We start from the raw sequence: 9,821 nt of genomic DNA on the forward strand, positions 1-9,821 counted from the left end.
ATTGCTCCCAATTTCCAGGGACGCGTCACTGGACGCGCCTCGCTACAGCACGAGTATGGTGGCCAGCCCCAGCATCAGGCCCATGCCTACAATATCGGTCAAGGTGGTGAGGAAGATCGCCGAAGCGACCGCCGGGTCAGCGCCGACCCGGCGCAGGCCCAACGGGATCAGCACGCCGGAGATTCCGGACATGAGGCACGATCCGGACATGGCAAGCAGGATCACAAGTGCCAGCATGGGCGCTTGGGCCGCCGACTCCGGTTGCCTCGAGGCGTAGAACCACATCGCCGCAGCCGCAAGAAGGCCGACGAGCAAGCCGTTGGCGATCCCGAGCGCGCCCTCTCTCATCACCAAGTGCAGCTTCGGTCGTTTGTCCACATCCCCCAGGGCAAGGCCACGCAGGGTCATCGCCAGTGCTTGGCAGCCGGTGTTTCCGCTCTGCCCGGCCAAGACCGGGAGGAACGCCGCCAGGGCAACGATCTTCTCGATCGTCCCTGTGAACGAACTGACGACGAATGCGGCCATGAAGGCCGTCAGGAGGTTCAACTGCAGCCATGGATGACGCTTCAGGAAGGCTGAAAACAGCGGCGTAGAAGGGCGCTCCTCCTTCTGGACACCTACCATCTGGCCAGACTGGGCGGAAACCTCGATGATTTGCTGCTCGAACAAGCGCCAACCGCGAACCTGGCCGAGCAGCCGGTTCTCCGCGTCCACCACAGGGTAGACAGGGTAGTGACGCCGTACCGCTGCCTCGCATGCGCTGCTCAAAGAGAGACCGACATTAAGAGCGAACGGCCTGGGCAGCATGATCTGATCGACAATTGCGTCCGGTTCGCTCAGCATCAGATCGCGCAGGACCACCAGGCCAACCAGTTTATTGCTCTCGTCCGTGACATAGAGATAAGTGAGCTCGGTTGGCACCTGGGCGCGTCTGACAGCTTCAACCGCGGCAGCAACTGTCGTCCCGACAGGAACGCTGGCGGAAATCGGGTCCATCAGCTCGATGAGCGACTCGGGCATCGCGACATCCTCGCCACCGCCATGAGACCCGATGGGCCGCATATGCAGTGGCAAATGCTCGGCCACCTTACGGGCGTGCCCGTCCGGCAACAGCTTTAGTGTGTCGCGGATGAACTCGGGAGACTCTCTGGCGAGCAATTCAGCTGCGTCATCAGGTGCTCGGGCACGCAGCGTGCGCACCAACTTCTGAACGCCGGTCTCTTCTTTCATTTGCCATAGCCCCCAATTGAAGGCCACATAGTATGTAAAGTATCGGATCGTACCAGTGTGGAAATACCCAGCTTCTTCCGGCCCCAGCAGTCCGCCTTGTGGTTCGCAAAGTTATTGATCAGGTGCTGGGCACGGCTCTTGCCGCGGGCGAGCGCCCACAGATCGTCGTGCCGGCCGGCTGGTGGCAGTCGGCGCGCAGCCTCGGCGAGTGGACGCTGGTCGGCTGCACAGTGGCGCCGGGCTTCGATTTCGCCGCCTTCGATCTGGCGAACCGGGGGGGAGCTGGGCACGCCCTAAAATCCAATCGCTGCGAACAAGGAAATTCGACCTCTATTCAGCCGTTCAGCCTACAACGGTCGCTGCCCGAAGCCGTCGTTCGATTACAGACCGATTATGGGCATCAATGGGGCCGAGAACAGAATGTCGGCTTTCGGCATCTTAGCATAGGAATCGGTCATCTCGATTCATCCTCGTTCGTGAAGGCCGAAGCTGAGTGGGAGGCCATGCAACGCCCTATTAGTTCCAGCGGCTTCCAACTTTTCACGACATGAGCAGAGAAAGAGCGCGGAAGTGAGCGAAGTTGGCGGCTTTGCTCGACGCGCTGAAGTAGCTCAAGCCAAAGGCTTTCATCTTCGGAGCGACCGGTTCGAACATTTGCGCTTCTAGGCTTTCATTGTGAAATAAAGTTTCCCTGCGCAAAGACCTTCATAATGTATATTCTTGTTGTGATTCTGGTGGCGCTATGGTGGCTGGTTCAATTTGACGCCATTTTGCCCGCCTAGCAGGGGGAGGCGCAGGCAGTTGGACAAAAGCACAGCAGTGCGTTCGCCGCTGCGGTGGGCAGGAAGCAAACGAAAGAGCCTTTCTGTGCTGAAAGGCTATGTGCCAGCGCGCCTCTCGACGTACATTGAACCCTTTGCGGGTTCTGCCTGCCTTGCATTCGCGCTGGCACCGGATGCTATGATCCTAGGAGACATCAATCCGCGCCTCGTTGAGTTCTACGGAGCACCTGCGTGATGATCCAGAGCGGCTCCACGCCGCCTACGCGGCATTGCCAGGAAACCCCGAGCAGTATTATCGCGTACGCGTAGAATACAACCAGAACTCGGCCTCTCTCGAACGCGCCGCGCAGTTCCTCTACCTTAATCGCCACTGCTTTAACGGGATATACCGGGTAAACACTCGCGGTGAATTCAATGTGCCATGGGGCGGCGACAAAGTCGGAAAGCCACTCTCCAAAGCAGAACTGATTGCCGCTTCGACTGCCCTGGCCGCCGCCAAGCTGATTTGCGGAGATTTCGAAAGCGTGGTCCTAGACAATATCGACAAGGACAGCTTCGTTTATATGGATCCTCCGTATGCCTCTGATGAGACCCGCGTTTTTCGCGAGTATCATGAGGATAGCTTCGCGACTGGCGACTGGAATAGATTCATTGCGGTTCTCCGCCAAATAGATCGGGTAGGTGCCCGCTTCCTGCTGAGTTACGCCGGCGCGCCGCTCGAGGCGCGCTTTGGCGACTGGAATGTCGGCCATCTTGACGTCACCCGCAATGTCGGCGGCTTCCGAGCGACGCGCCGCAAGCACCGAGAATTCATTGCAATGAACTTCACGCCGAACGCATGACAACCCACAATTTACTTCGCATGGCGGTCCTCACCGATATGCACGCGTTCTCGGGAGGCATCGCGCCACACCCTTCATGGATCAATCTGGCCGAGGATCAATCGAATCCTACGATCAATCCTTTCGCTGGTCTGCATAAGGAGATCGCGAAGGATGCGACCATGCGCGCTGAAGAACAATCAGATCAAAGTAGAAGAATATTCTGAGATGATGAACGGTGATCGGCTGATCAACACCTTGATAGATAGCAAGGTTGGACCGTGGCTGATCATTCATGGGCATAAGCACCTCCCAAGAATAACATATGCACCTGGGGGTAACGTCGCGCCGACAATCTTTTCCGCAGGGAGCTTTTCAGCAAAGCTCTATCCTGAGTACGGGGACAAGGCACGGAACGAGTTCTATATCATTGAGCTCGAAATTCCTGACACTATAGGTTCTGTGAGCAGCCTTCGTGGCTCCATCTCCACTTGGCAATGGACCTACGGCAACGGCTGGAACAGACCCAAGGCTGGTCACGGGCTCGGACCATCAGCAGCTTTTGGCGCGCGCGTCGATATTGCCGAGGAAGCAACGAGGTTGGCAACTCAGCTCAAGGCGACAAGCGCGGGAACAACCGTGTCGTGGGAGAATATTTGCTCAGCTAGCAAGCTGCTCAAGTACCTTATCCCAGACGATTTAGCATCGTTCTTAGACCATCTGGGGTCTGATCACGGTATGAAAGCGCTTTATGAGCCTGACGGCGGCCTGAGCTTAATCCGAGTGCCGGAAGATGGCTAACGAAATCACCTCGGCGCGCGCCTTCGAGGCGTTCAACGCGCGTTTTCTGACCTCCGAGGAGGTAGCTCGCACCTTTATTCCGCCGCCGCAATATGATCGTTTGGTTGAAGTCGGACATAGCGTGCTGTTGGGCCCACGCGGGAGCGGCAAGACCACCTTGCTAAAGATTCTCCAACTGCGGGCGCTCGCTGCGTGGCGCCATGATAAGGCGCCCGAGGTTCGTCGCAACATAAGCTACCATGCTATTTTCCTCGGAACTGACGTGCTGTGGGGGTCTCAGCTAGAGAGCCGCACCAAAGATATCGCGGATGAGGAGAAGCGCACACAAATTCGACGTACATCGTTCCGACTACACTTGTCGCTGGCCTTCCTCAACGCGCTCGACGAATGCCGCGACCCGGTGCTTATAGCGCATCAAGAACTCTCGCGGTTCACGCACCCACTTGGAGGTGACACCGAGCGGACACTGGCACGCAGCTTGGCGCGCACTTGGCTTATGGACCCAACGACAGATAGCCTTCTCGGACTGCGGATCGATCTACGTGCTCAACTTTCCCAGCTTCTCTCGCTGACCAGTGAACTCAGACGAGATCCGTCCACGGCGCTTCCGCAATTCGTCGACCTCGATCCCGTCGCTTCGTTGATCTCAGCAATTGATATAGCCAACCATGTGCTTAATCAGCCCTCTAGACGCTGGGCAATCCTATGTGATGAACTCGAAATTGCGCCGGACATGGTCCGACGCGAGCTGTTCCAGTTGTTGCGCAGCACTGCGCACAATATCATCTTCAAGTTCTCGCTGTTTCCATATTAAAGTGAGCTGTCGACGCTACGCGGGCCCAACTCTCCGTCAAGCGGCGATGACTATGCAGCGCTTGAACTATACTATGGAAAGCGAGAAGCTGCTTACCACTTCTGCGAAGCAATGCTGCGAGGCATGGTAGCTGAGGCAGGCGGCCCCGCCTTCGATATTCCCGAGGATGTTCTGGGCGATGGGTGGTTTGACGGCGGCCGTGGCCACAGGCGCACCAAGGCCTCACCATATGCGCCGCCGCATGGTCAGTTCTTCTTACGTGCAAAGCGCCTTGTTGGAATTGATCCGTCATTCAAGTCGTGGCTGCACACCATGCGGATAGACTTTAGCAAAGTCCATGAGTTGGCGGATTCTATTCAGGCTCCGTATCGTAAGGCGCTACCCTATATTCTCACGCGTTCTGAGTTCCTTCGCAGTGGCGGAAAACTCCGCAGTCGTAAGGCTTTGAGCCTCTATACCGGCGCCTACTCACTGTTCTCTTTGACCGAGGGCAACCCACGAATCTTCATCAATCTGATGCGCCCGCTTGTACAAGCATACGTCGACAAGCGGGGAACGGTTGGGGGCGATCTGGAAGCGGCCTCGGCTGATTCAACCATTCACCGCTTTCTCTCAAGCTTGTCAGCGATCCCCACCATGGGGCATGGTGACATCCGTTCTATTTTGCAGTTGATAAAGGTTATTGGCGACTTTTTTAGTCAAACGCAGCTCGCCCCTAAATTTAGCCCTGAGCCCTCTAGCACATTAATTGTTGATGAGGATGTTCCCGATGCGATTGTCGAGCTTGTAGGTCGAACGCTAAACGCCGGCGCGCTCGTCCATATGCCAACAAATGCCGGGGATACCGTCCGGGAATTGCGCGGTGCCCGCCTGCGTCTAGCTTACACACTCGCACCGGAGTATAAATTGCCACTGATGTCTGGGCGATCGATCAATCTAAGCACAATTCTACATCTTCACTGGTCTGCACGCCGCAAAGACCCCTCGACCCCCTTCCAGGCCCGGCTCCCATTTGGGCTTGAAGAATGAGAACGGTTCTTCACGGTGATATTGCGGGCAAACACTTTCATTTGGCCATTCTCACATGTGGATACGAGACGCGCGCGTCGTATATTGCGCAGCATTTTTCGATCGATGCGGATCAGCACCTAGTCCTCGACTACCGATGTCCGGGACTGCTTAGCTATAACCGCAACAGGGAGTTTTACGAGGCGCTCCCTACGGCTGCTTTTCTTCAGATCGATGACGATCTCTCCAGCAATTTGATGATTGCGCTTAAGGCAACGTCCGCGCGCGCTGATCCAGACGTGCAGATACGAGTTCTCATTGACATTTCATCATGCTCACGCAGCGTGATGGCAAAGATCTTTCTCGCGATCTCAGAAGTCTTACCCAATCGTGCCGATATCAGTTGCGCGTATGCATTGTCGGCGTTTGAAGCTCCTCCTGATAGCGAGTTGCCGAGCCATATCTCACAGCCGGTCGTTGGCGACCTCTCGGGCTGGTCGGATGATTTATCAAAGCCGCCTTGCGCCGTCATTGGTCTTGGTTTCGAGCCGGGCCGGGCCTTGGGCTGCATGGACTATCTCGAGATTCCAGAAGTACGCCTGTTCATGCCGGTCGGCGTTGACCCTCGCTTTGAGACAGCCGTTCGCGAAGCCAATGCAGTGCTTCCGAGGCGGGCCGCCTCGCTGTCCTACCCTATAACGTACTCGATCCCGCGGCGACTTACGAAAAGCTGGAGTCGCTGATTCACGGACTCCTACCGAGCTTTCGCCCAGTAATCATTCCATTAGGCCCTAAGATTTTCGCAGCACTCGCTATGATCTTAGCGGTGCAAATGTTGCCCAGAATCTGCGTCTGGCGCACTTCATCGGGCGTCATCGGCGAAATTTATGACCGTCGAGCAAATGGTGAGATCGCGATCTTTCACACGCAGCTATAAAATCGCACCCGGAAAATCCATGGCGTTCCGGCATGTCGCTTGGCATATATTCTCTCTTGTGCCAATTCAAATAGCGTTTTCTCGCCACCCTCACCCACCCCGCACCATCCCCCCAATCCCCTCCAGCAACACCCTTTGCTTTCCCACCCAGAACCAGTGATCCTCCCCTCCACCTCGACAAACCGCGCGCCCGCAATCCGCGCCGCCAGGTACCGCCAGGCCTCGACCCGCACCGTCCGGTCACCCGTGCGGTGCAGCACAAGCGTCTTGGCCGAGACTTTTGACAGAAGCGGGCGGACATCGGCATCGCGCAGCGCCTGCAGCAGGCCGGCGACGGCACCGGGGCTGGAGGCGGCCTTGAGCAGGCCGGCCCACCAGGCGCGCGCCTGGCGGTCGTTGGCGACGCTCGGTGCAGGCGCATCTCAGCCCACCTGCATGCCGAGTTGATGCCGAGGAGGCAGATCTGCGACACCTCGCGCTCGATCGTATGGCGCTTCATATATGCGTTTAGTGACACGGCGCCTGGGTTTTCTCTGGACCGCCCTTTACCGCCATTTCAGTGTCGGCAAGGTTGGGTCCATGGCGATTCCGCCGTTTGAAAGAGGGGCAATAATGTCGATCAACCCAGAACCCGAATATCGATCGCTGACGCCGTCGGTTGTACAACTCCGGTGGAGGGTGCCTACAGAGTTCCCTGCTTGTCCCCAGTCGGTCTCGGACGATGCCTTGGAGGAGTATTCTTCTCGGCTGGCGTTCGGCACCGTTTTCGCTCGAAACACCTATGGCACCAGCTTGGTAGTGGAACGACAACTCACCATCGACGGTCTGGTGGTGCTAACGCACTTTGGCGAGGAAGCCATCAAGGATTGGGCGGTCGCGCACATATCGATTCATGCTGGATCGTTCTATCACCGAAGCGAGTCAACGTTCTTGTCGTTGCAAGGTGCTTTCAAGCACTTTTGCGAACTTGTTGGTGAGCAACTTGGGGAATCCATCGACGACTATTGCTAGCTAGCTCGTCAAGCGCGGAGGCTTTTCTCCTGCTTCCTAAGTGTCCGCTTCTGGATGGCGGAAGCGCGGTAGTTGACGTCCGACACGAGGCGCAAAGCCGTCAACCGGTTTGTTCACGGGAACGTCCGCAATCGCGCGCCCGCTGCTCGAAAGCCGAGTGCCCCCTTCCCACCCATCCCGGCCATTGCCAGCAGCCAGCGTACTGAATTTTGACCTAGGCTGATCCCTAACCCAGCAGAAAACCCAGGGTGATTCCCAACTGGGCCACATAGTACAGCACCCAGACCGCATGGCGCATCCAGGCGCGGTGTGGCGAGATGGCGGGCGCCAGGAATTTTTCCGCGGCCAGCAGCCCATCCGACGCCATGAACAGAACCGCGCCGCCGATGATCCAAGGGCTGTTCAGGGTGAGCGCGGAAATCCCCATGGCAAGGATTGCCGCGATATAGACGCTGACCGGAAGGCGCAGGGCGGGACCGACACGGCGCCACAGCGCAGAAAGCATGGCGAACGCGAACACGGCCATCGCCACGGCAATCGCCGCGCGCCACGGTTCGGCCGAGAGCAGCCCGAACTCGCCGCCGGAACGCAGGAACAGCGCGACGTAAAGCCCATGCGCTAGGAGAAAACTGGTCAGCCCGCCGAGAAAGGCTTTCTCACCGTGGCGCGACAGGAATGCGTCACCGATGGCGCTGAGCGCCAGCGCCGCGACGAGCAGCCATGGACCGCCCTGCAGCGATGCCAGCACGGCAAGCATCGCTACTGCCAGCGTCTTGACCGCGGAACGCGCAAGCGTCGGTGGCATGTCGATGGTGAAGGCGTAGATCACCGCCGCGACCAGCGAAAACAGCAGCGTCGCATTGGCGTTGGCTTCGATGCCGCCGGGAAACGGCATCACGCCCCGGCCTCGCCCGTCGCCTGCTTGCGCAAGAACAGCGATTTCGCCGCAAGGGCTGCCCCGCCGGTGATGAGCACGCAAGCCGCGAGGATGCGCAGGGACGGCTCGGCGAAACCGGCTGATATCAGCACCAGCGTCGACAGCAGCGGCGCGGCATAGCTCGCCGCGCCCAGCACCTGGATGTTGCCGCGCTTGACGCCGATATCCCAGGCGTAGAAAGCCGCGCCCACCGGCATCAGCCCGAGGCCGAGCACGGCCAGCCACTGGCCGGCGCCGACAGGCAGCACCGTCTCTTCCAGCATGAGATGGCAGACAAGCGAAAGCGCTGCCGTAGCCGCACAGAACCAGGTGACGATGCTGGTCGGCACCGACGGAAAGCGCCGCGACAACAGCGAATAGGACGACCACAGCGCGGCGCAGACGCCGGCCATCGCATAGCCGAAAACATAGCGCGCGTCGAAGGCAAGCCCGCCGCCCTTGGTGACGATCAGGAAAGTGCCGGCAAGGCCAAGCAGTGCGCCGACGACATGGTTCCAGGCCAGCCGCTCGCCCGGCATCAGCGCCGATCCGAGCACGATCAGCAGCGGCCACAGATAGGCGATGAGGCTTGCCTCCACCGCCGGCGCATTGCGCAGCGCGGTGAAGTAGAAGAAGTGGTAGCCGAACAGGCCGGCGATGCCGATCACCCACACCCGGCGCGGTATCTTCTCGCCCCTGTCGGCGGCCGGCATGAACAGCCGCGCGACCAGCCCGACGCCGGTGCCGATCGTGAAGGTGATCGCCGAAAGCAGGAACGGCGGCACCGCGCCCGACGCATCCGTAAGCAGCGCCAGCAGCGCCCACATGGCGACCGCCGAGAAGCCGATCAGTGTTGCGCGCCCCATGTCCGTCTCCGGCGGCGCGCGATCGCGCCTATTCTGTTGCTTCGAACCGCTCCGCGCTGACGGTGAGAGTGCCGATTTGCGTTGTGACCGTTGCGTGGATCGGCGCATATAGGCCGGTTTGGCCAACCGGCGCAAACGTCACCGTGATACGGCTGCGATTCTTCAGATAATTCAGGGCTTTGCGGTTCTTGCGGTAACCAGCCACCGGCTCAAAACCCATCCTGCAAGTGACGGTATCGCCCTTGTAGCCGCGCACCGATGTCGAGCCCTTCGAATCGTATGTCAGCGTCAGATTGGCGCGCATCTCGCCGTCATAGAGTTTCACCGTACGCCCGCAGACCTTGTCGAGACTGTCGGCATGGATGACGGTTGCGGCCATCGGATCGAGCACCGATGACAGATCGCTGGCGGCAAGCGCTATCCAGTTCTTCGGATTGCGCTTTTTCGGTTCCGGCACGACCTTGGTCGCGGTAACAGCGCCATTGGCAAACTGGATATCGATCATCGATGCTTTCTTGCCCGACTTGTAGTCAGCGCGGAACGCCTGCGGCTGCAATTGCTTGCCCGAAATCTTGCCCTTTGACGAGATCGTGCCGCGCGTGTCGTCGAACATTGTGGCGAGGCCAGCGCTGGAG

7 protein-coding genes and 3 pseudogenes are annotated in these 9,821 nt (G+C 58.8%); 6 read left to right on the forward strand and 4 right to left on the reverse strand.

What is annotated here, in order from left to right:
• Positions 1-42 precede the first annotated feature (42 nt).
• Positions 43-1,230, reverse strand: a complete 1,188-nt coding sequence (locus NKH73_RS27125) for a magnesium transporter (RefSeq protein ID WP_352937507.1) — start codon at positions 1,228-1,230, stop codon at positions 43-45.
• 110 nt (positions 1,231-1,340) lie between these two features.
• Here NKH73_RS27125 and NKH73_RS27130 point away from each other — a divergent pair.
• The 6 genes and pseudogenes from NKH73_RS27130 to NKH73_RS27160 form a co-directional block, all read left to right on the forward strand.
• Positions 1,341-1,508: pseudogene (locus tag NKH73_RS27130) on the forward strand (cupin domain-containing protein); the annotation flags it as partial.
• Positions 1,509-2,112: 604 nt separating this feature from the next.
• Positions 2,113-2,854 (forward strand): annotated as a pseudogene (locus tag NKH73_RS27135) (DNA adenine methylase).
• Positions 2,855-3,007: 153 nt separating this feature from the next.
• Positions 3,008-3,634, forward strand: a complete 627-nt coding sequence (locus NKH73_RS27140) for a hypothetical protein (protein ID WP_352937509.1) — start codon at positions 3,008-3,010, stop codon at positions 3,632-3,634.
• Positions 3,627-5,477, forward strand: a pseudogene (locus NKH73_RS32620) (ORC-CDC6 family AAA ATPase). The gene NKH73_RS27140 and the pseudogene NKH73_RS32620 overlap by 8 nt, the downstream one beginning before the upstream one ends.
• On the forward strand, positions 5,474-6,199 hold the full coding sequence (locus NKH73_RS27155; RefSeq protein WP_352937514.1) for a hypothetical protein: 726 nt from the start codon (positions 5,474-5,476) through the stop codon (positions 6,197-6,199). The pseudogene NKH73_RS32620 and the gene NKH73_RS27155 overlap by 4 nt, the downstream one beginning before the upstream one ends.
• Positions 6,200-6,894: 695 nt before the next feature.
• The gene (locus tag NKH73_RS27160) at positions 6,895-7,404 is read left to right on the forward strand and encodes a hypothetical protein (RefSeq protein WP_352937515.1); all 510 of its coding nucleotides are present in this window, start codon (positions 6,895-6,897) and stop codon (positions 7,402-7,404) included.
• A gap of 226 nt (positions 7,405-7,630) precedes the next feature.
• On the opposite strand, the gene NKH73_RS27165 is transcribed toward NKH73_RS27160, so the two are convergent.
• From NKH73_RS27165 to NKH73_RS27175, 3 genes are all read right to left on the reverse strand, one after another.
• Positions 7,631-8,299: a lysoplasmalogenase family protein gene (locus NKH73_RS27165; protein ID WP_352937524.1), complete on the reverse strand. Its 669-nt coding sequence runs from the start codon at positions 8,297-8,299 to the stop codon at positions 7,631-7,633.
• A complete protein-coding gene (gene yddG, locus NKH73_RS27170; RefSeq protein WP_352937516.1) occupies positions 8,299-9,186 on the reverse strand; it encodes an aromatic amino acid exporter YddG in 888 nt (295 codons plus the stop codon). The genes NKH73_RS27165 and yddG overlap by 1 nt, the downstream gene beginning before the upstream one ends.
• 28 nt (positions 9,187-9,214) lie before the next feature.
• Positions 9,215-9,821, reverse strand: a 607-nt coding sequence (locus tag NKH73_RS27175) for a DUF3108 domain-containing protein (RefSeq protein WP_352937517.1), incomplete at its 5' end; no start/stop codon positions are given.

The organism is Mesorhizobium sp. M0938 (genome assembly GCF_040319125.1).
GTDB classification, from domain to species: domain Bacteria; phylum Pseudomonadota; class Alphaproteobacteria; order Rhizobiales; family Rhizobiaceae; genus Mesorhizobium; species Mesorhizobium robiniae.